This is a genomic window from Bacillus sp. FSL L8-0167 (genome assembly GCF_038630295.1).
GTDB lineage: Bacteria > Bacillota > Bacilli > Bacillales > Bacillaceae > Bacillus > Bacillus safensis.
This window is the reverse complement of record NZ_CP152027.1, coordinates 3,341,594-3,365,034: the sequence shown is the minus strand read 5'-3', so window position 1 is coordinate 3,365,034 and position 23,441 is coordinate 3,341,594. Positions and strand designations below refer to the sequence as shown.

Annotated in this window: 20 protein-coding genes; 15 read left to right on the top strand and 5 right to left on the bottom strand. The window is 44.1% G+C overall.

The annotated features are described in order from the left end of the window. The first annotated feature begins 12 nt into the window (after positions 1–12). Entirely contained in the window at positions 13–531 is a 519-nt protein-coding gene (locus MHB66_RS17385; protein ID WP_024423769.1) for a YwhD family protein, read from the top strand. 124 nt (positions 532–655) lie between these two features. Here the strand turns inward: MHB66_RS17385 and MHB66_RS17380 are convergent, their stop codons facing one another. After that, positions 656–2,725, bottom strand: coding sequence for a transglycosylase domain-containing protein (locus MHB66_RS17380; RefSeq protein ID WP_046312913.1), 2,070 nt, complete (start codon positions 2,723–2,725; stop codon positions 656–658). A gap of 224 nt (positions 2,726–2,949) precedes the next feature. Between MHB66_RS17380 and speE the strand changes: the two genes are divergently transcribed. From speE to argS, 5 genes are all read left to right on the top strand, one after another. Further along, positions 2,950–3,780 (top strand): spermidine synthase, encoded by an 831-nt coding sequence (speE, locus tag MHB66_RS17375; RefSeq protein ID WP_025093862.1) that lies wholly within the window; start codon positions 2,950–2,952, stop codon positions 3,778–3,780. A gap of 69 nt (positions 3,781–3,849) precedes the next feature. Beyond that, positions 3,850–4,722, top strand: a complete 873-nt coding sequence (speB, locus tag MHB66_RS17370) for an agmatinase (protein WP_039182190.1) — start codon at positions 3,850–3,852, stop codon at positions 4,720–4,722. Between the two features lie 78 nt (positions 4,723–4,800). Beyond that, the gene (locus MHB66_RS17365) at positions 4,801–5,148 is read left to right on the top strand and encodes a hypothetical protein (protein WP_034281248.1); all 348 of its coding nucleotides are present in this window, start codon (positions 4,801–4,803) and stop codon (positions 5,146–5,148) included. 124 nt (positions 5,149–5,272) lie between these two features. After that, a complete protein-coding gene (locus MHB66_RS17360) occupies positions 5,273–5,695 on the top strand; it encodes a DUF1934 family protein (protein ID WP_003215400.1) in 423 nt (140 codons plus the stop codon). Continuing rightward, positions 5,692–7,365, top strand: a complete 1,674-nt coding sequence (gene argS, locus MHB66_RS17355) for an arginine--tRNA ligase (RefSeq protein ID WP_342490564.1) — start codon at positions 5,692–5,694, stop codon at positions 7,363–7,365. The genes MHB66_RS17360 and argS overlap by 4 nt, the downstream gene beginning before the upstream one ends. Positions 7,366–7,775: 410 nt before the next feature. Here the strand turns inward: argS and MHB66_RS17350 are convergent, their stop codons facing one another. Then, on the bottom strand, positions 7,776–8,747 hold the full coding sequence (locus MHB66_RS17350; RefSeq protein WP_046312915.1) for a S66 peptidase family protein: 972 nt from the start codon (positions 8,745–8,747) through the stop codon (positions 7,776–7,778). Between the two features lie 152 nt (positions 8,748–8,899). On the opposite strand from MHB66_RS17350, the gene cls (MHB66_RS17345) reads away from it, so the two are divergent. From cls (MHB66_RS17345) to MHB66_RS17335, 3 genes are all read left to right on the top strand, one after another. Continuing rightward, a complete protein-coding gene (gene cls, locus MHB66_RS17345; protein ID WP_046313471.1) occupies positions 8,900–10,402 on the top strand; it encodes a cardiolipin synthase in 1,503 nt (500 codons plus the stop codon). A gap of 106 nt (positions 10,403–10,508) precedes the next feature. Continuing rightward, the gene (locus MHB66_RS17340) at positions 10,509–12,224 is read left to right on the top strand and encodes an ABC transporter ATP-binding protein (protein WP_024426361.1); all 1,716 of its coding nucleotides are present in this window, start codon (positions 10,509–10,511) and stop codon (positions 12,222–12,224) included. 244 nt (positions 12,225–12,468) lie between these two features. Further along, positions 12,469–13,467 (top strand): S66 peptidase family protein, encoded by a 999-nt coding sequence (locus MHB66_RS17335; RefSeq protein ID WP_025093867.1) that lies wholly within the window; start codon positions 12,469–12,471, stop codon positions 13,465–13,467. Positions 13,468–13,696: 229 nt separating this feature from the next. Here MHB66_RS17335 and MHB66_RS17330 read toward each other — a convergent pair whose 3' ends face one another. The 3 genes from MHB66_RS17330 to cls (MHB66_RS17320) form a co-directional block, all read right to left on the bottom strand. Then, positions 13,697–13,951, bottom strand: coding sequence for a hypothetical protein (locus MHB66_RS17330; RefSeq protein ID WP_024423759.1), 255 nt, complete (start codon positions 13,949–13,951; stop codon positions 13,697–13,699). Positions 13,952–14,024: 73 nt separating this feature from the next. Next, complete coding sequence (gene uvsE / locus MHB66_RS17325; protein WP_046312918.1) at positions 14,025–14,987, bottom strand: UV DNA damage repair endonuclease UvsE; 963 nt, start codon at positions 14,985–14,987, stop codon at positions 14,025–14,027. A gap of 12 nt (positions 14,988–14,999) precedes the next feature. Next, the gene (gene cls, locus MHB66_RS17320) at positions 15,000–16,196 is read right to left on the bottom strand and encodes a cardiolipin synthase (RefSeq protein ID WP_046312923.1); all 1,197 of its coding nucleotides are present in this window, start codon (positions 16,194–16,196) and stop codon (positions 15,000–15,002) included. A gap of 143 nt (positions 16,197–16,339) precedes the next feature. Here cls (MHB66_RS17320) and MHB66_RS17315 point away from each other — a divergent pair, with 143 nt between their 5' ends. The 6 genes from MHB66_RS17315 (at position 16,340) to MHB66_RS17290 (ending at position 23,238) form a co-directional block, all read left to right on the top strand. Continuing rightward, a complete protein-coding gene (locus MHB66_RS17315) occupies positions 16,340–18,451 on the top strand; it encodes a heterodisulfide reductase-related iron-sulfur binding cluster (protein ID WP_046312925.1) in 2,112 nt (703 codons plus the stop codon). A 103-nt stretch (positions 18,452–18,554) separates the two neighbouring features. Continuing rightward, positions 18,555–19,748 carry an acetyl-CoA C-acetyltransferase gene (locus MHB66_RS17310; protein WP_046312927.1) on the top strand — a complete coding sequence of 398 codons (1,194 nt, stop codon included), beginning with the start codon at positions 18,555–18,557 and terminating at the stop codon, positions 19,746–19,748. Then, positions 19,748–20,611: a 3-hydroxybutyryl-CoA dehydrogenase gene (locus MHB66_RS17305; RefSeq protein ID WP_046312931.1), complete on the top strand. Its 864-nt coding sequence runs from the start codon at positions 19,748–19,750 to the stop codon at positions 20,609–20,611. Before MHB66_RS17310 ends, MHB66_RS17305 begins: the two co-directional genes overlap by 1 nt. An 11-nt stretch (positions 20,612–20,622) precedes the next feature. Beyond that, positions 20,623–21,735, top strand: coding sequence for an acyl-CoA dehydrogenase family protein (locus tag MHB66_RS17300; protein ID WP_046312934.1), 1,113 nt, complete (start codon positions 20,623–20,625; stop codon positions 21,733–21,735). A 16-nt stretch (positions 21,736–21,751) separates the two neighbouring features. Then, positions 21,752–22,894 (top strand): acyl-CoA dehydrogenase, encoded by a 1,143-nt coding sequence (locus MHB66_RS17295; RefSeq protein WP_046312936.1) that lies wholly within the window; start codon positions 21,752–21,754, stop codon positions 22,892–22,894. 146 nt (positions 22,895–23,040) lie between these two features. Beyond that, a complete protein-coding gene (locus MHB66_RS17290) occupies positions 23,041–23,238 on the top strand; it encodes a hypothetical protein (RefSeq protein WP_046312939.1) in 198 nt (65 codons plus the stop codon). Positions 23,239–23,441 lie beyond the last annotated feature (203 nt).

The following is a 23,441-nucleotide window of genomic DNA, read 5'->3' as shown; positions in this document are numbered from 1 at the left end:
GAGGTTTAAAGAATGGAAGGTAAAAAGAAGAAACCAATTGGTTTTAACATCATTAAAAAAACAGATGCAACCGACGGACATGGAGGCTTTGGGGCAGGCGCCCTCAGCCTTGATAATATCTCGCCAGTCATCATTGATGTAGAAGAAAAGGAAGCTGTCATTGATATTGGTGCCATGCATGCAAGAAGTGCCGTCGAAAAAGGAATTAAATTTTTGAAAACAAAAGAAGAAGTGCCGAACGGAAAGCCGTATTGGCTCGTATGGGTGACGATTGACCGCAGAGAAGAAGGACCTTATTATGCAGGTGTGACGGCTTGTGAAATGACCGTTGACCGTTCGATCCGCCGCGGGTATAAGTCACTTCCAGAGCATGTGAATTTAATGGATAAATCGATGAAGCGGAAAATCGTCGTTAGTCATATGGATGACGTATCCAAAAAGGTGCTGGCTGATTTCCTAAAGGGTCATAATCAAGCGCTATGGGACGCATCGACAGATGAATTAAAAGAAGGATTGGCTGTCCCTGAATAATTGTGAAATTTTTGTGAAGATTGGCGGATGTCTACCAATTCGATCCGTTTTTTGAGTAAACTGGTGTTAAAGCTAGGACATGGAGAATCCCGAGATGCAGGTCTCGGGGTTTTTCATGTCTTTTTTAACGTTTCAGCCACTTTTCCCACCATTTCTTTGGCTTTTGATCTTGAACTGGTTCCTGCTCAGAGGCCTTGTCCTCAGCACCATAGCAGACACCTGTCGGCTCCGTACCTTCTATAAAATAGGTGAATACCTTTGATTCACATCCTGGACCTGCGAGGTCGCCGGTTTTTGGATTGATATATACCCCTTTGACACCGTCAGGCGGCATGAAGGAGGAGGCTGGCTGCTTTGAGAGAGCTGATTCCATAAAGGAAGCCCATATTTTTTTCGCATAGGCCGTTTCTTCGACTGAGTCAATGGTGCGGCCTTTATCATAGCCTGTCCATACACCTGTGACGAGCTGGGGAGAGAAGCCGATCATCCAGCTGTCGGCGCCTGTAGTCCCAGACTTTCCTCCGTATGTTCGTGTAAGGTCCTTTATAATGGTGCGGCCAGTGACACTTGTATAGCCGTTTAATTGATCATTGAACATGCCTGACATCATGTCGGTGGTGACAAATGCTGCTTTTTCATCTAGGATTTGTTCTCGTTTTTGTTTCTCTTCAAAAAGCACATTGCCTTTTGCGTCGGTTACTTTCGTAATAAAGGTTGGTTTGACGCGTTTTCCGCCATTGACCAGCATGGCGTAAGCATTGGTCATTTCAATGGGTTTCACAGGAGACGTGCCCAGGGCAAGAGATGGTACTTGATCTAGTTTCTCCTTGATTCCAAATGTCTTGCCAGCACGTACAAGCTGCTCCATTCCTAAAAATAGATGTGTTTTCACAGCGTAAATATTATCAGACAGCGCTAAAGCTTGAAGCATTGTAATGCCGTCATTGGCGTAATAGCCGTGATAATTGCTTGGTGAATAAGCGGCATCGCTGCCTTGATCATCCAGTTCAAACACCGTTTCCTCACTGCGCATGACGGTTGCGGGTGTAAACCCGTTTTGCAAGGCAATGTAATAGAGAAGGGGTTTCATGGTTGAACCGGGCTGCCTTTTTGCTTGTGTCACCCGATTGAATGGACTTTTCTCATAATCTCTCCCGCCTATGAGGGCAAGTACATGCCCTGTTTGAGGATGGATGGCGGCAAAGCCGATTTGGATTTCCGATTTGGAATTCATCTCGTTTTTTAGTGTCTTTTCTGCGATTTTCTGTAATTCTGGATTGAGAGTCGTTTGGATATGAAGCCCATAGGTTTCAATCTGTTCCTCAGTTAACCCCAAACTTTGTTTCAACTCTCGAATCACATCGTCATAAAAATACGGGGCTTGCTTTGCTTGCAGCTGCTTCTTTTGCAAAGGGCGATAGGACAGCTTTTCTTTCGCAGCGTCATCGGCTGCTTTTTTCGTAATCATGCCATCCTCGTGCATTTGTCTCAAAATCATATTCTTTCTTGCGCCGGCTTTCTCCTCATTCACATAAGGGGAATAGAGAGAAGGCCCCTTTGGGATACCGGCAAGCAGGGCAGATTCAGCGAGGGTTAAGTTCTTTGCTTTTTTCCCGAAATACAGACGGGACGCTGCTTCCACACCGTACGCTCCGTGACCATAATAAATGGTGTTCAAGTATCCTTCTAAAATCTCATCTTTTGTATAGTTTTGTTCTAAACGAATCGTGTAAAAGGCTTCATTCCACTTCCGTTTCCACGTTTTATCATGATCTAAATACAGATTTCGTGCATATTGCTGGGTGATCGTGCTGGCACCTTGCACCTTAGCCATGGCACGAATATCGGCCACCGCAGCACCTGCCATCCGTTTCACATCAAAGCCATGATGCTCATAAAAGGTTTTATCTTCAACAGCGACAACTGCCTGTCTGATATGAGGAGACATCTCCTTTAATGGCACCCAATATCTCTTTTCTCCAAAGCTGGATTCTCCAAGCTTTGAGCCATCGGCTGCATAAATGGTCGTGGATTGGGGAACTTGAACAGAAGGGGCACCTTGCCATTTAGCTATTAATAGAATCGTCAAAAAGACGGTACCTGCAAATAGAAAAGCGAGCAAGCCGATAAAAAAACAGGCTCGAATCGTTTTCACGGTCATGCGGATTTTTTTATTACTCATGATTGTGTCCATGCAAAGCCCCCATTTTGACGGTTTTTTATCAGTATGGAACAAAGAAAACCGTTTTAAACAAGCGATTGCTGGAGCGCTTTAAAAAATGAAGAGAACTCATGCGGTTCTTTACAATTTGATATGAATCCACTATACTTTTTTCTTGGACAATCGATATAGTCAAAGCCGATAAAAGGCGCTAACAATAGATGTTTGTTTATTATTGGATGAGAGGAAGATGAACAATGAGCGAACTTTGGTATACAGAGAAGCAAACGAAGAATTTTGGTATTACATTGAAGGTGAACAAAACCCTTCACACAGAACAAACAGACTTTCAGCATTTAGAAATGGTAGAAACAGAAGAGTTTGGCAATATGCTGTTTTTAGACGGCATGGTGATGACGTCTGAGAAAGATGAGTTTGTATACCACGAAATGGTGGCACATGTTCCTCTTTTCACTCATCCAAACCCGGAAAATGTTCTTGTTGTAGGCGGAGGAGACGGCGGTGTCATTCGTGAGATCCTCAAACACCCAAGTGTGAAAAAAGCGACACTTGTTGATATTGACGGAAAGGTCATCGAATACTCGAAGAAATTCCTTCCTTCTATCGCTGGGAAACTAGACGATCCTCGTGTAGATGTGAAAGTAGGAGACGGTTTTATGCACATTGCTGAAGCTGACAACGAGTATGATGTGATTATGGTTGACTCTACTGAGCCGGTTGGACCAGCTGTGAACCTGTTCTCTAAAGGATTTTACGCAGGAATCGCAAAAGCACTCAAAGAAGACGGTATTTTCGTTGCACAAACGGACAACCCTTGGTTCACTCCTGAGCTGATTACAAATGTACAGCGTGATGTAAAAGAAATTTTCCCAATTACAAAGCTTTACACAGCGAATATTCCAACGTATCCAAGCGGTCTTTGGACATTCACCATCGGTTCTAAAAAATATGATCCACTTGCTGTAGAAGACAGCCGTTTCTTTGATATTGAGACGAAATATTACACAAAAGAATTGCACAAAGCGGCATTCGTTCTGCCGAAATTTGTGAGCGACTTAATCAAATAAATCAAGCGAAATGGACATGCGCAAATGACGGTTTGCGCATTTTTTGAAGCGTAAAAGGAGGAATCTTGCATGAGATTCGATGAGGCTTATTCAGGAAAAGTGTTTATTGGAAGTCATCCGACATGGGAAGATGCAAAGGTCATTTTATACGGCATGCCGATGGACTGGACAGTCAGCTACCGCCCAGGTTCACGTTTCGGTCCGAACCGCATTCGTGAAGTATCGATCGGTTTAGAGGAATACAGCCCTTATTTAGATCGTGAACTGCACGAGGTGCCATTCTTTGATGCGGGTGACATCCCACTTCCTTTTGGGAATGCACAAAAGAGCTTAGATTTAATTGAAGAGTATGTCGACAGCATTTTAGAAAAAGGAAAGTTTCCATTAGGAATGGGCGGCGAGCATCTCGTGTCTTGGCCGGTTTTCCGTGCGATGTATAAGAAATACCCTGATTTGGCCATCATCCATATGGACGCACATACGGATCTTCGTGAGGAATATGAGGGGGAGCCGCTTTCACATTCAACACCGATTCGTAAAGTTGCAGGACTGATTGGAGCTGAAAATGTATTCTCTTTCGGCATCCGTTCTGGAATGAAAGAAGAATTTGAATGGGCAAAAGAAGCGGGTATGCACATTTCTAAATTTGAAGTGCTGGAGCCATTGAAGCAAGTATTGCCAAAGCTAAAAGGGCGTCCAGTGTATGTGACGATCGACATTGATGTACTTGATCCAGCTCATGCACCTGGTACAGGAACGGTAGATGCTGGCGGTATTACATCAAAAGAGCTGCTTGCATCCATTCATGCAATTGCAGGATCTGACGTCCAAGTCGTCGGGGCTGACCTTGTCGAGGTAGCACCTGTATATGATCATTCAGACCAAACAGCGAATACAGCGAGTAAGCTTTTACGCGAAATGCTGCTTGGGTTTGTGAAATAATCAGTTGATAGAGGAGCTTGTCATCTCATATGGACAAGCTCTTTTTTTACATTGGTCAAAAAATAAAGGAGGCAGTTCATGTTTTCGTCCATATTGATGGTGTTCCTCGCTTTATGTGTGTTAGGGGCAGGCTTTCTCACACTGAAACGAGAGCTTGCAGCTGATCCGCCTGTTTTTGCTTCGAAAAAGGAAGCAAAGGAAGAGATGCTGGGGCTGTTTCACGATCGAGGCTTTTTCTATCTGACGGCCATTGCGTTATTCATGCATGTGATATTTAAAAAGGATCAAATCGCACCATTTGATTTTTTTCAGGCATTTTTGGCAAGTTCAGGCATACAGGCTCTTTTTTACTTAATGAAAAGAAAAGACTTAGGCGTAAAGGCTGGACTTGTCATATTGGTCAGTTGTATTTTTCTTTTTTTCTAAAGGGAAGGCTGAAGATGAAAAACGAAGTTTAATCGCCATGAAGAAGAGAAATGATGGTATGATAGGCGATCGTGAATATGGTATACTATTTTAGTTAAACGGGTCTTAGCAAAGGAAGTGCAAAATGACACAAAACCAAATTTCAATTCATGTAAAGTCAGTGATGAAACCAGAGACGGAGCCGGCTGAAACGATCGAATTCCGCACGACTGGAACGTACCAAGAGAAGAATGACAAAACGTATCTCACTTACCATGAAGAACATGAAATGGGTCAAGTAAAAACCGTTGTGAAAATGAGTGAAAAAGAAATTTTTGTGATGAGATCAGGGGCTATTCAAATGAAGCAGCGCTTTCTCATTGGAGAAACAACCGTCACACATTACACGATGCCATTCGGTACACTTCAGCTAGATGTGCACACACATGGTATTGATCTCGATGTGGACAAGGGGCTGCTGCACATTACGTACGATATGCTGACAGGAGAAGATCAAAAGCATTTACATACATTATCGATTTCGTATAAGGAGGATTTACGTTCATGAATATCGCAGAACAGGTCAAAGATGCGTTAAAAGAAGAAATCATAGGGGCAGTCGTCAAAGCAGGACTTGCCGATGAAAGCCAGGTGCCAGATGTCCTTTTAGAAGTGCCGAAAGACAAAACTCACGGTGATTACTCGACCAACATGGCGATGCAGCTTGCCCGCATTGCGAAAAAAGCACCTCGTCAAATCGCAGAGGACATCGTCAATGCGTTTGATAAAGGGAAAGCTTCCATTGAAAAACTGGATATCGCAGGTCCAGGGTTCATTAACTTTTATATGAACAATCAGTATTTAACAAAACTCATTCCAGCTGTTCTTGAGGCAAAAGAAGCTTATGGCGAAACGAATACAGGCGGCGGTCAAAAGGTGCAAGTCGAATTCGTCTCAGCCAACCCAACAGGTGACCTTCACCTTGGACATGCCCGCGGAGCAGCTGTAGGAGATTCCCTTTGCAACATCCTTGATAAAGCAGGGTTCGATGTGAGCCGTGAATACTATATCAACGATGCAGGGAATCAAATCAATAACCTCGCTTTATCTGTAGAAGTACGTTATTTTGAGGCACTCGGTCTTGAAAAAGAAATGCCTGAAGACGGCTACAGAGGAGAGGACATCAAAGGCATCGGACAAAAGCTTGCGGATGAATTTGGGGACCGTTTTGTTCATGAACCGGAAGAAGAGCGTATGAAGTTCTTCCGTGAATACGGCTTGAAATACGAATTAGAGAAATTACGTGTAGACCTTGAGAATTTCCGTGTGCCATTTGATGTATGGTATTCAGAAACCTCTTTATATGAAAATGGAAAAATCGAACCAGCGCTGGAGACACTTCGTGCTAAAGGCTATGTTTTTGAAGAAGATGGTGCAACGTGGCTGCGTTCAACTGATTTTGGCGATGACAAGGACCGTGTGCTGATTAAAAAGGACGGCAGCTTCACTTACCTGCTTCCAGACATCGCATATCATAAAGACAAATTGGACAGAGGCTTTGACCAGCTCATTAACATTTGGGGAGCGGACCATCACGGCTATATCCCTCGAATGAAAGCGGCGATTCAAGCACTTGGATATCCAGCTGACAAGCTTGAAGTCGAAATCATTCAGCTTGTTCACCTTTACAAAAACGGTGAAAAGATGAAGATGAGTAAGCGTACAGGAAAAGCCGTCACAATGCGTGACTTGATTGAAGAAGTCGGCTTAGATGCGACTCGTTATTTCTTTGCGATGAGAAGTGCGGCGACACATATGGACTTTGACCTAGACTTAGCGATTTCTACGTCTAACGAAAACCCTGTGTACTATGCACAATATGCGCATGCGAGAATTTGCAGCATGCTGCGTCAAGGTGAAGAAAAAGGCTATGAACCGAACCTTGAAAAAGCCGATTTCTCTCACATTCAATCGGAAAAAGAATACGATCTTCTGAAAATCATTGGCAGCTTCCCAGAAGTTGTAGCAGAAGCAGCTGAAAAGCGTATTCCGCACCGCGTGACCAACTATATTTATGACCTTGCATCAGCTCTTCACAGCTTCTACAATGCCGAGAAGGTCATTGACGCAGAAAACGAAACAAAAACAACAGCACGTCTTTCACTCATGAAAGCAACACAAATCACGCTTGCGAATGCATTAAAACTAATTGGTGTATCGGCTCCGGAAAAGATGTAATGAAATGAAAGAAAGCCCCACTCTATTGAATGAGTGGGGCTTTTTGGTATAAAAAACCCGCTATCCTTAAGAGATAGCGGGTTTTGAAAATTATCCAAGCGTATTAATTATGTTAGAGATAGAATCAAATAATTGGCTAAGTACATCAGAGAACATAGAGTGTGTCTCCCTTCGGCAAGCATGTAGTATGTGTGTGTCAAATGGAATTATCCAAGCGTATTAATCATGTTAGAAATAGAATCGAATAATTGGCTAAGTACATCAGAAAACATTTTTTTGCCTCCTCTCTTTTCTTTTACATCTACTTAACGAAGGGGATAGAGGGTTGGATCACTTTTTCTAAAAAAATTTCAAAAAAGATGATGGCATAGAAAAAAGCACCGCCTATTCGGGTGCTTTTTGGCCTTTCGTTATGAATGAATGCGCAGCTTCACGTCTCCATTTGTACACGCTAGCTGAACGTTTCCACCAATCGGGAAAGTGAAGACTGGCTGTGTATGTCCGATATCGACATCATAAATCACAGGGATGTGTTTGAGCATTGGATGTTTATCTAAAATGAATCTTAAATGTTTTTCTGTCATCTTGGATTTCTTCTGAAAGCGCCCGATGATCAACCCTTTGATTGTTTCTGCATGCTGCAGGAGGGAGGTAAGGTCTCTGGCGAACATTTCAGGGAATACCAGCTCATCATCCTCGACAAATAAGATCGCATCCTTTACATTCGGCATAAACGATGTCCCTTGCAGTAAGTTCAGTGTACAAAGATTTCCGCCAAACAAGGTGCCTTCAGCTGTTCCTTCCTGATATATGTTCCATTTCGTCGGATGAAACTGCCTGTTCGCTTGATCGAGATACCACGCGTCATCACTCCATTTTGTCGAAGGAATCACATCAAACGGTTCGCTGCCGTTCATCAAGCAAGCTTGAAACATAGCGGTCTGCTCCTCCTGCCCCTGCTCCATTTGAAAGCTTGAGAAATGGGGGCCAGAATATGTTACCATATCACATTTCGCTGTAATGGCGCTTGCAAGTGCTGTAATGTCACTATAGCCGCAAAGGACTTTAGGATGCTGACGGATCAAGTCGTAATCAATATAAGGCAAAAGCTCATTGCAGTTGAAGCCTCCGATGGCTGTCAAAATACCATCGACCTCATCATCTTTGAACGCCTCATGCAGATCAGACAAGCGGTGTTCAATAGACGATGATGAATGAAGGTCACATTCAAAGACGTGCTGTCCAAAAGAGACAGTGAACCCTAAAGACTCCAGACGTTTTTTCGCTTGAGAAATTCCTTCTTTTGATAAAATGCTGGCACTTCGGCTTGGGGCAATGACCCGAATATGGCTGCCTTTTTTTAAAGGTGGGGGTGTATGCATAAACAAATCTTCCTTTCCATCACGTATTTCTCCATTATATCGGATCAAATAGCGTCAGTCTGTAAAGGCTAGGAGAAAGGAATGGGTCGTGCGTTTCATACAAGCTGTACAAAGGGTATGGAAGAGAAAAAGACAGAATGAGGGCGGAGAATGTGAAAAAGAGAAGACTGGAATTTTTATTTTTATATTTTATGATATTCGGGGCATATGTGGTGTATTGGTGGACTGTGCCGGCGTGGAGCGTTCAGCTGTACGCAGCGATTTATATCGCCATTATTTTATTTAGTATCATCTCACTCATGCTGGAGAACCGTACATCACAGCACACGCTGTTATGGATATATGTGCTGATTTTTTTCCCGATCATTGGCTATATGTTCTATCTGTTCTCAGGGCAGCTCTATGTAAAGGGGCATTTATTCAAATCAAAGAGAATGTATAACCGCGAGAAATTACGCAGAATCTCTGAGCTTGAGAGTAAGCCGAATGAGTCACGTTTAACCGATAATCAGCGTGCTTTTTTTCATTACACAGAAAAAGCAACAGGCATGCATGTGAACACAAATAGTGATATGGAGATTTTAAAGAATGGGGAGGAGACGTTCCCCAGAATTTTTGAAGAGTTAAAAAAGGCAAAATCGTTCATTCATATTGAATATTACATGTTCAAATCCGATTTCCTCGGCCACCGGATGATGGAGATTTTGATTGAAAAAGTGAAAGAAGGGGTAGAGGTCCGTTTCATATATGATGCGGCAGGCAGCATCCGCTTCTCCCGAAAAGATATTAAACGCTTGAAGCAGGCAGGGGTCAAGGTCGCTCCTTTTCTACCTTTAAAATATGGATTCTTTAATCAAAAATTCAATTTTCGAAATCACCGGAAAATCGTCATTATTGATGGAGAGACAGGGTTTGTCGGCGGGTTAAATGTCGGCAAGGAATACGTAGGACGGGATGAAAAGATCGGCTTTTGGCGTGATACGCATGCCATGTTAAAGGGTGAGGCTGTTCAGACCCTTCACTCCGTTTTTATGCTGGATTGGGAGTATGTATCAGATGAAGTATTAATTGATGATTCGAGGTATCATACGCCGCATTCTGTGACAGGCGAGGATGTCATTCAGGTTGTACCAACTGGACCTGATATGAAAGAAAGTATGAGTGATTTATATGATGCCCTCATTTCTAATGCGAAACAATTTGTCTGGATTGCCACACCTTACTTTGTACCAAATGAATCGATTCGCACTGCGCTCAAAATCGCTGCCACAAGAGGGGTGGATGTGCGGGTGATGGTTCCAGAGATCAATGACGGATTTCTCACACAATACGCCACACGATCTTATTTTTCTGAGCTTCTAAAAGAGGGCATCAAGGTGTATCACTATCAGAAAGGATTCATGCATCAAAAGGTGATGATCGCAGATGGAGAACTCGCCTCTGTCGGTACCGCGAATGTCGATATGAGAAGCTTTCAGCTCAATTTTGAGGTCAATGTCTTTACAGCTGCGAAAAAGCCAATTGAGCAATTGATGGCTCACTATGAGGAAGATATGAAGGAATGTGAGCAAATGGGCCCTGTTCATTTTTATAAAAGAGGCTTAAAAGAGCGGTTGAAAGAATCATTTGCCCGGTTGTTTTCTGGCGTATTATGAGGATTTCCAGTCAAAAGAAATCATTTCCTGATCTAGTATTTTGAAGAGGATTCCTCTATAATTGAAAATGATTATCAATTATAGAGGAAATGAGGTTCTTTTACATATGCTAAAACGCTTTTTCGCCTATTACAGGCCCTATCGCGGTCTGTTCTTTTTAGATTTTTTTTGCGCTGTCGCAGTTGGACTGATGGAACTAGGTTTCCCGCTGATCGTGAACTACTTCATTGATACATTATTACCAACAGGGAACTGGACGGTCATTGCCTGGACCGCACTTGCTCTGTTTATCATTTATGCACTCAGCTCGGTTATGCAATTTATTGTGTCGTACTGGGGACACATGCTTGGCATCAATATTGAAACAGATATGAGGAAGAAGCTTTTTGATCATTTTCAGCGTCTCTCATTTAAGTTCTTTGATAACAACAAAACGGGTAAGCTTATGTCTCGGATGACAAATGACCTCATGTACATTGGTGAGGTAGCTCATCACGGGCCTGAGGATTTGTTTATTGCGATTATGACGATTCTTGGCGCCTTTGCTGTCATGCTGATGATTAACTGGCAGCTTGCTATCTTAACCTTCTTGATCATGCCTGTCATCATTTGGCTTGCCCTTCATTTTAATAAGAAGATGACACAGGCAATTACACAGCTGAACAATGACATTGGAGACTTTCATGCAAGGGTTGAAAACAATATTGGCGGCATTCGTCTTGTTCAAGCTTTTGCCAACGAACATTTCGAGAAAAAGCGTTTTGCTGAAAACAACAACCGCTTTCGGAAAGCGAAGCTTCTTTCATATAAAATCATGTCGGTGAACGGCTCAATCAGTTACATTCTCACACGTCTTGTGACACTGTTTGTCCTTCTGGCAGGGACATGGTTTGTTCTGCAGGGGCAATTAACGGCAGGTGGATTTATCGCATTTGTTCTCATTACAAACGTCTTATTCAGACCGATTGATAAAATCAACACAGTGATTGAAATGTATCCAAAAGGAATTGCGGGCTTTAAAAGCTATGTCGACTTACTTGAAACAGAGCCAGATGTAAAGGACACAGAGGGAGCTCGTGATGTATTCGGACTGAAAGGTGAAATTGAATATCGAAACGTGACATTCGGCTATGATGAGCACAGCCATGTGTTAAAGGACATCGATTTGAAGATCAAACAAGGAGAAACTGTTGCGTTTGTCGGGCCTTCAGGAGCCGGGAAATCGACGATTTGCAGCCTGCTGCCACGTTTTTATGATGTGGATAAAGGGGAGATTACGATTGATGGTGTAAGTACAAAATCGATGACCCTGTCTTCTTTAAGACAGCAGATCGGCATTGTGCAGCAGGATGTCTTTTTATTCTCAGGTACCATTCGAGAAAACATTGCGTACGGCAACCTAGAAGCCAGCGATGCAGAGATTTGGGAGGCTGTACGTCGTGCGCATTTAGAGGAACTCGTCCAGCGTTTCCCAGAAGGATTAAATACAGTCATAGGCGAGCGCGGCGTCAAACTGTCAGGCGGTCAAAAGCAGCGTCTGTCGATTGCGCGGATGTTCCTAAAAAATCCTTCGATTCTTATTTTAGATGAAGCCACATCAGCACTTGATACAGAAACAGAAAAAGCTATACAGGATGCACTGAGCGAACTGGCTGTCGGAAGGACAACACTCGTCATTGCCCACCGCCTGGCAACAATTAAACACGCCGATCGTATCATCGTCGTGACAGAGGAAGGCATCCAAGAACAAGGCCGCCACCAAGACCTCATCCAAATGGGCGGCGTATACAGCAGACTGCATGAAGCGCAGTTTGGTCATTGATCAGCGCGTAGACAAACCCTCGCATTCGCCCGCAGTTCTGCATGCCGGTGCTCACGAATGTCAATTCGCTCCGCTCCGGTACTCGTCCTTCCTAGGGCTGCAAAGGTTTTCTATCACGCTGAAAAGAAGACAAAGGGCTAAAATAAAGATCATTTTAGCCCTTTGTCAACAATCTGAGAGCTCTTTTGTTAAAGGGCTTTTTTTGTTAGGATAGAAAAAATGCGTGTAGGAAGGATCTGATGGAATGAAGGGGCTTCGGCGATTACAAAAGGGCGATAAGATCGGTATATTTTCACCTTCTAGTCCTGCATCAGCGACCTCGCCTCTTAGGTATGAGCGGGCGAAGAAGTGGCTTGAGCAAAAAGGATTCATTGTGGTTCCAGGATCATTAACAGGGAAAGAAGATTACTACCGTTCAGGTACAATTCAAGAACGAGCAGATGAGCTGAATGAGCTGATGGCTAGAGAGGACTTGGCGTGCATCATGTCAATGATTGGCGGGACGAATTCAAATAGTTTGCTGCCTTATCTTGATTTTGACCTGCTGAAACAACATCCGAAAATCATGATCGGTTATTCAGATGCGACAGCGATTCTACTAGCGGCGTACGAAAAAACGGGACTGCCTGTTTTCTACGGGCCTGCGCTTGTTCCTTCTTTTGGCGAGTTTGAACCGTTTGTTAATAATACATATCAGTCATTTGAGGACATCCTGATGTCCCAACAAACCATTCCTTATCAGATTGAAAAACCGCCTTTTTGGACAGATGAACGAATCAATTGGGAAGAAAAGACGCGTGACAAAAAACAGCGTCCGAATGATTGGCTGTGCGCCATAGAGGGACAAGCAGAAGGCAGATTGATCGGCGGAAACTTGAATGCGATGTACGGCATATGGGGAAGTGAATTCATGCCAGCGGTGAAAAACGGAGACATCCTTCTCATTGAAGATTGTATGAAAACCGCTTCGGTTGTAGAAAAGAACTTCTCTTTATTGAAAGTAAATGGAGTGTTTGAACGGGTATCAGGGATTCTTTTAGGAAAACATGAGCTGTTTGATGATGAAGGAACGGGCAAAGAACCTTACGAGATTTTACTTGAGGTGCTCGGAGAGACAAAAAGACCACTCATCGCTGATTTTGACTGTGCCCATACGCACCCAATGCTTACGATGCCAATCGGGGCACAAGTGAAAATGGATGCATCCTCCAAACAAGTTTGGTTAACAAAAGAGTGGATATAGCAAAAGAGCAGCCCGCGGCTGCTCTCCCAGCATGTAGACAAACCCTCGCATTCGGTGTCAGGCCTGCGTGCCGGTGCTCACGAATGTCAAATTCGCTCCGCTCCGGTACTCGTCCTTCCTAGGCTGCAAAGGTTTTCTATCACGCTGAAAAGAAGACAAAGGGCTAAAATAAACATCATTTTAGCTCTTTGTCAACCAATCTGAAAGAGCAGCCCGAGGCTGCTCTTCTTTATGAAACCGTCTCTTTTTCAAACGGCTGAAGGAGATCTTGCGCTTTTTTCCCCTCTACGACAATTAAGTAGTCAGACTCTAAATGAGTGAGCCTGAAGGTTTCAAGCTCTACGATGTTCTTAATGCTACACATTGTTTTTTTAGAATACACATATATACGATGCTGAGCCTGCTGGCACTTTTCATAAAGAGAAATAAGCTTATGTAAATTCAACGCTTTCGCAGCGATTCGGATTGAATAGATTTGAGACATCTTCATATCCTCCTGTTAATTACTTTCTCACAATAGCTTTGTTACCCCCATTTGCACAAAGGTAAACCTTTCTTTATGATTTCCACTCAATGGTTCCTCCGCCCGTCCGCCGATTGCCCCTTATCGCAGACAGCTCTTCGACTAGACGGAGCAAAGCCTGATCCTTTAATTTTGCTTCAATCATGAAATCTACATCCCGGCCATACGGTTTTAATGCTTGAAAAAGTGGTAAGACAAAATTCATATCTACTCCATCTGCATGACTGCGTATAGCTTTTTCTGATTTTGGTGAAGACAAATGGATTTTGGGCGGAATGCCAGTGTTTGTCCACGTGTCGAACATTCTTGGCAGGATGTCATCGAGTGCGGCATCGTCATCTTTATTTGCCACGTGATGATGGTAATCAAAAACAAACGGAATGTCATGCTTTTCACATACACCAAGCGTTTCGAGCGACGTATATGTTTTGTCATCGTTCTCAAGTGTCATTCTCGCTTTGATATGAGCTGGAAGCTGTTTGATATTTTCATCAAAGCGTTGGAGAGCCGATTCTTTATCGCCGTACGCCCCGCCTACATGAATGTTCATGTAGCCTTCCTTATCGAGCTTCATCGCCTCAAGCATCTGATAATGGTACGTCATATCGATGACGGCATTTTCTGTAATCGAAGGTTTTGGGCTGGTAAACAAGGTGAATTGATTGGGGTGAAAGCTGACCCGTAAGCCGTGCCGCTTTACCAGCTTGCCGATCTCAAGAAATTCTTTGTGAAAAGGTGTCATAAAGTCCCAGCGCACCTCTGGATGGGTCGCGAGCGGGACGATCGAGCTTGAAAAACGGTAAAGCGGGATATCATGAGCAATGGCGAAATAAAGCGTTCTTAATGTATTCACGAGATTGGCTTTTGTTGTTCGCAATAAAGCCTCTTTTCTTTCTTCCTTAGCGAGCTTGCTGTATCTAGCAAAGGTCAGCGACTTGGCAGGAGAAGCTTCCCACAAGGTGACGGCATTGGATACATAACCAAATCGATAACGCATAGGTCATCTCCTTTATAAAAAATACGAGAACATGGCGGCAACCCACTCAAGCGGCCGTGTGAAAAGCGGGCGCTTTGACAATGTTTCTTCTGTCAAGATCTCAGAAACCTCCATATGCTCCCGAATCTTTTCTTCTACGTGTGCAGTAAAAGCGGGATCATCAATGGCTACATCTACTTCTTCGTTTAAAAACAAGCTGCGTTTATCAAAATTCGCGGTACTGATCATACAGCGGCTGTGATCAATCAAAATGGCTTTCGAATGATAAAACCCTTTATAAAAACGATAAACAAGACATCCAGAGGCAATGAGGTCCTTCAAATAATGAAAGCCAGCCTCTTTGACAAGTGGATGATCTGCTTTCATTGGAATGATGATTTCAACTGTGACGCCCCGCTTTCGTGCAGCAAGCAGCGCCTTCAGAAGAGGGGAAGATGGAATAAAATAAGGCGTACAGATGATGATCTGTTTCCTCGCCTGCTGAATATCTTGGAGAAATAAAGCTTCTAAAGAAAAGCCAGCAGTTGCGCGTGTTGTGCATTGTAATGTTCCCGGTTCCAATGCAGGGAAAACCTCATATTGCAGCTGATGAATGCCAGAAGACCGGTACAAATCATTCAGAAATACATGCTGGAGATCTGCGACAACCTGTCCAGTCATCCGCAAATGATAATCCTTCCAAATGCCAAACCGGCCTTTCTTTCCAACATATTCATCACCTATATTAAATCCGCCAATATAGCCAATCTTCCCATCAATCACCGTGATTTTACGGTGATTTCTCATGTTTAAACGGTAAATCAAAAAAGGAAAACGAGGCTTATTTAAAAAGTAGAATTGAATGCCGCTTCTTTCTAGCATGTCAATCGCCTTTTGATCAAACGGATAGGAGCCTAATCGGTCGGTCAGCAAAAAGACGGAAACGCCTTGCTCCGCTTTGGCTTTCAATGCTTGTAAGACCCTTTGACCAATCTTGTCGTTCTTTACAATAAAGAACATCATATGAATAGAAGAAGAGGCCTGCTGTATATCGGTAATCAGCTGATCGAAAAATGGTTCGCCATCATGATAAAAGGCAGCATCGCCGCTTGTTTGGTCAAAAGACCGTTCAAATGCGTGAGTAGAAAAATATTTCCTTCCCATATAAAGGTCTAACATCACGAGCAAAACGATGGCAATGAGTACGAGTAGGATGATCAATGCGATCATGAAACTTCCTCCTTTTTTGCATATTTCAATAGTGTACCCAAACGTGTAAAAAATATTGACTGAATACTCATTCATTATTTATGATAGAGGTACAACATGGAAACGGAACAAAGAGGGTTTTGGGGAATGAAAGGGGGAGCAAGATGAATAGCCTTTTAATCATCAACTTGATCGCATTTGCGGCGGTGACCGCTTACGCTGTGTATTTGTTTGTTTATCTCATTCGAACACGAGCGGCGTATATTCGTCTTGGTAAAAAAGAAGAGTTTCAACAAGACATGAAGAAACGCTTAGAGCGTGTTTGGGTCAACGTATTTGGGCAAAAGAAGCTGTTAAAGGACAAGAAGAGCGGCATCATTCATGTGCTGTTTTTCTACGGATTTATCCTCGTACAGTTCGGAGCCCTTGATTTTATTCTGAAGGGGCTTATTCCAGACAGCGGGCTTCCTTTAGGTCCGGTGTACGGGGTCTTTACGTTTTTCCAAGAGGTGGTCACACTTCTCATTTTAGTGGCCGTTGTATGGGCTTTCCATAGAAGATACGTGGAAAAGCTTGTCCGTTTAAAACGAGGCTTCAAATCGGGACTAGTGCTTTTATTTATTGGCGGCTTAATGCTGACAGTCTTACTTGGGAACGGCATGAACATCATCTGGCATGGACACTCTCTATCACCAACTGAGCCAATCGCTTCTGGTATTGCCTTCTTGCTGGGCGGAATTTCACCTCTTGCGGCTGCGATTGTTTTTTATGCCGCATGGTGGGTGCATCTTCTTATTTTGCTGACATTCTTAGTATACGTTCCTCAGTCAAAGCACGCCCATCTGATTGCAGGGCCTGTGAACGTATTTGTCAGCAGATTAGACCCGCCAGGCAAGCTGCAAAAAATTGATTTTGAAGATGAGTCACAAGAGACCTTCGGTGTGGGAAAAATTGAAGACTTCCGTCAGTCTCAGCTCATCGATCTTTACGCCTGTGTGGAATGCGGGCGCTGCACGAATATGTGCCCGGCAACAGGGACAGGGAAGATGCTGTCTCCAATGGATTTGATTTTAAGGTTAAGAGATCATTTAACCAATAAAGGGGCCGCCATTACATCAAAAACACCTTGGGTCCCGCAGCTTGCCTTCAAGCAGACAACAGGAAACCAGCTGGCACTGCAGGCGAGAGGAGCAGGTGCGGAAGAGTCGGCTGCCAGCTCGATATATCATCCTTCTCTTATTGGAGAGGTCATTACAGAAGAAGAGATCTGGGCATGTACGACATGCCGAAACTGTGAAGACCAATGCCCTGTCATGAATGAACACGTTGATAAGATTATTGATATGCGCAGATATCTTGTGCTGACCGAAGGAAAAATGGACGCAGATGCACAGCGTGCCATGACAAGCATTGAGCGCCAAGGGAACCCGTGGGGATTGAACCGGAAAGAAAGAGAAAATTGGCGTGAACTGAGAGAAGATGTGCATGTGCCGACAGTGAAAGAGCTGAAAAAAGCAGAGCAAACCTTTGATTATTTATTCTGGGTTGGTTCAATGGGGGCATATGACAATCGAAGCCAAAAGATTGCACTTGCTTTTGCAAAGCTCCTCAATGAAGCGGGAGTATCCTTTGCCATCCTAGGCAATAAAGAGAAAAACTCAGGCGATACGCCAAGAAGACTCGGCAACGAATTTTTATTCCAAGAGCTTGCTGCAAAAAACATTGAAGAATTCCAGAAAAACGGCGTCACAAAGATCGTCACGATTGATCCACACGCCTATAACTTATTTAAAAATGAATACCCAGACTTCGGACTTGAGGCAGAAGTATACCATCATACAGAATTACTGGCAGAGTTAGTGAAAGAAGGGAAAATAACACCTGTACATGAAGTGAACGAAGTGATTACCTTCCACGACTCTTGCTACCTAGGCAGATATAACGAAGTGTACGACCCGCCAAGAGACATTTTAAAAGCCATTCCAGGTGTGACGCTGAAAGAAATGGAGCGCAACCGTGAAACTGGTATGTGCTGCGGAGCAGGCGGGGGCTTAATGTGGATGGAAGAAGAGACGGGTACCCGGATTAACACTGCACGAACGGAGCAGGCGTTACAGGTCCAGCCGTCCATCATCAGCTCAGGGTGTCCTTATTGCTTAACGATGCTGGGAGATGGGACGAAGGCGAAGGAAGTAGAGGAACAGGTAGGCACATTTGATGTCGCCGAACTTCTTGAAAAATCAGTGTTTGGCGAGCCTGGAAAGCAAGTGTCGTAAACATGACAGGCCGATGAATAGAATGTTCATCGGCTTATCCATGGCGCTGTTTCATCAGCTGCCTAAATCATATGTAAGCGGTAACAAACGGGGAGGGGCATATATGAGTACGACGGTCATTGTATCTGGAGCAAGAACACCATTTGGAAAACTAGGCGGCGCTCTCAGTGGTTTGACTGCCGCAGAACTAGGCGGTATAGCGATCAAGGCTGCACTGGAAAGAGTTTCGGGTTCTCATGAAATAGATGAAGTCATCATGGGAAGTGTTTTACAAGGAGGGCAAGGGCAGATTCCTTCAAGGCAAGCAGCAAGATATGCTGATCTTCCTTGGTCTGTTCCAACACAAACCATCAATAAAGTCTGTGCTTCAGGCATGCGCAGTGTGACCGCAGCAGATCAAATCATTCGAGCCGGAGATGCTGAGGTCATCGCAGCGGGCGGTATGGAATCCATGTCTCACGCTCCTTATCTGCTAAAAAAAGCGCGATGGGGCTACAAAATGGGTGATGGTGCAGTACAAGATGCGATGATTTTAGATGGATTGACCTGTTCGTTTACAGGCGTTCATATGGGTGAGTATGGAAGTATGGCTGCAAAGGAGCTCGGCATCACGCGGGAAGAGCAGGATCTGTGGGCACTAAGAAGTCATGAACGGGCCATCGAAGCGCAAAAAAACGGCTTTTTTCAACATGAAATGACCCCCGTCACCGTCAAAACAAAAACGGGAGAACGGCTGATCACAGAAGATGAATCTCCGCGGCGTGATACGTCATATGAACGGTTGTCAAAGCTCATGCCTGTTTTTGATCAGAAGGGCACCATCACCGCTGGAAATGCACCAGGTGTCAATGATGGTGCAAGTGCGCTCCTTTTAATGAAAGACACGTATGCTGCACGGCATGGCGTAAAGCCATTGGCAGTCGTTCTCGGTCATGCTCAGGTTGCTGTAGAGGCAAAGGATTTTCCGAAAACACCAGCCTTTGCCATCGAGAAGCTTTTAAAGAAAACAGGAAAGCGCCTAGAGGATATTGATTTGTTTGAAATCAATGAGGCCTTTTCAGCTGTGGCTCTGGCATGTGAAAAAATAACTGGGATCGACCGGCGGAAAATGAATATCAACGGAGGGGCTGTCGCGCTCGGTCATCCGATTGGGGCAAGCGGAACACGCGTGATATTGACATTGATTCATGCATTAAGACAAAGAGGCGGAGGCATTGGCATTGCGGCGATTTGCAGCGGAGGCGGTCAAGGAGACGCCATCATGATAAAGGTAGATGAAAAGGGAGGCGTTTATTGATGAGTATAGAAGAGACCGTTATGGTCGTTGGAGCCGGTCAAATGGGATCAGGCATTGCTCAAGTGTTTGCTCAGTCAGGCTATACAGTTCTGCTCCATGATGCATCAGAAAAGCAGATTCAACGAGCGATCTCCTCCATGACCAAACAACTGACGAAGCGCGCAGAAAAAGGAAAGCTGGCACATCAGGCAGTCCGAGATATTACGCAGCGGCTTGCCGTTTCCACAGATTTAAAAGACGTACAGCAGGCTCACTTAGTCATAGAAGCTGCATCAGAACAAATGAGTGTGAAAAAACAAATCTTTGAAACACTTGATCAATTTGCAGAGGCTGAGGCAATATTTGCGACAAACACGTCTTCCTTATCGATCACAGAATTAGCAGCTGTTACGGGGAGACCGGAGAAAGTGATTGGCATGCATTTTATGAATCCGGTTCCTGTCATGAAACTGGTTGAAGTCATTCGAGCGCTGCAAACGAGTGATGACACATATCAAGTTGTTTATGAAACAGCGAAGACATTAAACAAAACCCCAATTGAAGTGGAAGACTTCCCAGGGTTTGTATCAAACCGCATATTGATGCCAATGATCAATGAAGCCATTTACACCCTGTATGAAGGCGTAGCAGATGCAGAAAGCATTGATGGCGTGATGACACTTGGGATGAATCATCCAATGGGGCCGCTTCGTCTAGCTGATTTCATCGGACTGGATACATGTTTATTTATTATGAATACCCTTCACGAGGGACTTGGAGACAGCAAATATCGACCTTGTCCTCTTTTAAAAAAATACGTGAATGCAGGCTGGCTGGGCAAAAAGACAAAGAGAGGTTTTTACACATACCACGACCACTCATAGGGGGAGTCAAGATGGATGTTTTGCTTACGGTTCAACAGCGTCTCTGGAGAGAACAGACAGCAAAATTTGCACGCCAGCGTATATTCCCTGAAGTAGAAGCCATGGAACAAGGCCGGTTTCCAAACACCCTTTTAAGTGAAATGGGGCGGCAAGGCTATCTAGGGATTCCAATACCAGCTTCGTATCAAGGCTTAGGAGCAGATTTTACAACGTATATCATTGCAATCCATGAATTATCGAAAGTGAGTGCGACCATCGGTGTCATTGTGTCCGTTCATACATCTGTTGTGACGATGCCTATTTTGACTTTTGGAACGAAGGAACAAAAAGAAACTTATGTGCCGCCGCTTGCATCCGGGAAGAAGTTGGGCGCCTTTTGTTTGACTGAACCAAAGGCTGGATCAGATGCCTCCAGTATTCAGTTAAGAGCAGAGCGGATGGGCGGCGATTATGTATTAAATGGGACGAAAATCTTTATCACAAGCGGCGGAGAAGCAGAACTGTATCTTGTCTTTGCGGTGACCGATCCGGCTTCTGCGAGAAAAAATATATCGGCGTTCATTGTCGAGAAAGATACGCCGGGATTTACGATTGGAAAAGATGAGAAAAAGATGGGACTGCACGGTTCAAAAACAGTCACGCTTCATTTTGATGGCGTGCGGATTCCAAAAGATCAGCTGCTCGGTGCAGAAGGAGAGGGCTTTCAAATTGCCATGTCCAGCTTAAATGCAGGGAGAATCGGAATTGCGGCTCAAAGCCTTGGCATTGCAGAAGCCGCATTAACCGAGGCAGTGGTCTATTTAAAGCAGCATCCAGCAGGTCTTGAAACAACCATTCGGCTGGGCGATTTGGCGGCGAAGCTTGAGGCAGCCAAACTGCTCGTCTATCAAGCGGCTTCTTTCAAAGAGGCAAATCGACCGGTCACAAAGGAAGCATCAATGGCAAAGCTATTTGCGTCAAAAACGGCGGTGGAGATCAGTACAGAAGCGATCCATTTGCTAGGCATGGATGGTTATACGAATCGCTATCAAGCAGAACGTTACTTTCGTGATGCGAAAATTTGTGAAATCTATGAAGGAACAAGTGAAATTCAAAGGCTGGTCATCTGTAAACAGCTAATATGAAACGAGGTGGCTCACGATGCAGTTCCAATTAAGTGATGAACATGAAATGATTCAAAAAATGGTGAGAGACTTTGCGAAAAATGAAGTGGAGCCAACAGCAGCAGAACGAGACGAAACAGAGACATATGATCCATCTATTTTCCGCAAAATGGCGGAGCTAGGTTTAACGGGTATCCCTTGGCCGGAAGACGTGGGCGGAATTGGCAGTGACTATTTAGCCTACGTCATAGCAGTTGAGGAGCTTTCAAGAGTGTGCGCCTCTACAGGCGTCACCCTGTCCGCTCATACATCTCTTGCTTCATGGCCAATCTATACATTCGGAACAAAGGAACAAAAAGAGAAATACTTAAAGCCGCTTGCAAAAGGGCAGAAGATAGGAGCATACGCGCTCACCGAGAGCGGTTCTGGTTCAGATGCCGGCGGAATGAAGACAACGGCCGTAAAGGCAGGCAGTGAATACGTCCTGAACGGGGCGAAAATTTTTATTACAAATGGAGGCATTGCAGATTATTATATTGTGTTTGCCGTCACAGACCAAGAAGCTTCGTCTCGAAATACAACTGCTTTTATTGTAGAAAAAGAGACACCTGGTTTTTCTGTTGGCAAAAAGGAAAGCAAACTGGGCATACGTTCATCGCCAACAACTGAAATTCGATTTGAAGATTGCCGAATTCATGAAAGGAACCGGCTCGGTCTAGAAGGAGAAGGGTTCAAAATAGCCATGATGACACTCGATGGCGGCAGAAACGGCATTGCTGCACAGGCGGTTGGGATTGCGCAAGGTGCTCTTGATGCGGCGGTTGATTATGCCAAGGAGCGTAAACAATTTGGCAAACCAATCATTCAGCAGCAAGGGATCGCCTTTAAACTGGCTGATATGGCCACAGCGATTGAAGCATCAAGGCTGCTTACTTACCAGGCGGCATGGCTCGAAACGAAAGGCCTCCCGTATGGGAAGGAATCAGCCATGTCCAAGCTCTTTGCTGGTGATACAGCGATGAAGGTGACGACAGAGGCGGTTCAAATCTTCGGCGGGTACGGCTACACAAAGGATTACCCAGTCGAACGATACATGCGTGATGCGAAAATCACTCAAATTTATGAAGGAACTCAGGAAATCCAGCGCCTGGTCATCTCAAGGAAACTGCTAGATATGTAGAAAACAAGCATAGACCGCCTGAACGTGAGGCGGTCTGTTTTCGTTCGTCATGCAGTTTTCAAACGTAAGCGTATTGTTAATGTTCATCCATATCATCATCGTGTTATGTTAAAATTAGGGAAAATATCAATATGGAGGTTATGATGATGAACTCAACATTTATGGGCATTTTGGCAATCGTCATGATGGTTATCTGGATCATGGTGTCCGCGGAGCTTTCGAAATCTCCAAAAAAGCAGGAAGAAAAAGAAAACAGCCGGAGAAAACTAATCGTACTCATGTCTGCTGGAATGTTATTCACGATTCCTGTCGTTGTCTCGCTCATTCAGAACATCCCATTTTAAAATAGACGAGAAAAAACTGAACGACAAAAAGCATGCCGTACCCACTCTAGGTGCTCCCCGTGAGAAAAATCAAAAATTAACATCAATAAAGGTGGCATAAACTCCCCCAATTTGTTTATAATGAGAGGTATGGTTTGTCGTAAGAATAAGGTATAAATACTTATTATTTCACTGATAAATGGATACATACATGTAATAGAAAG